This window comes from Fulvivirga lutimaris, assembly GCF_009711525.1.
Classification (GTDB): Bacteria; Bacteroidota; Bacteroidia; order Cytophagales; family Cyclobacteriaceae; genus Fulvivirga; species Fulvivirga lutimaris.
The window spans coordinates 1-300 of sequence record NZ_SMLV01000020.1; the positions used below are offsets into that span (position 1 = coordinate 1).

Annotated in this window: 1 protein-coding gene; it reads right to left on the bottom strand. The window is 41.7% G+C overall.

All coding sequences use genetic code 11. The features are described 5' to 3' along the window. On the bottom strand, window positions 1–300 hold a 300-nt coding region (locus E1140_RS21095; RefSeq protein ID WP_185153300.1), incomplete at both ends, for a hypothetical protein.

Consider the following 300-nt stretch of genomic DNA (forward strand, 5'->3'; position numbering starts at 1 on the left):
CCAATCTGAATCAGCTCCCGGAACTCGCTTTTCTATCATCCTGTTCCTGCCATCATATTTGTACTGAAAGGCCCAGGTGTTTAAATGATCCATACTTATGGTCAGTGGAGCACTTATTACTCCCAATGTCTCTACCAGTGCTGGCGGTAAGACATATCTCAGGTTGCCATAATCATCATACACATAATAGGTGTCTGCCCATTCACCAATATTATATGTCGTTAAATTAGGGCTATCAACGGCCTGAACTCTTTTGAGAATAGTTCTTCCCAGTTTATCCACAAACTCTATGACTCGATT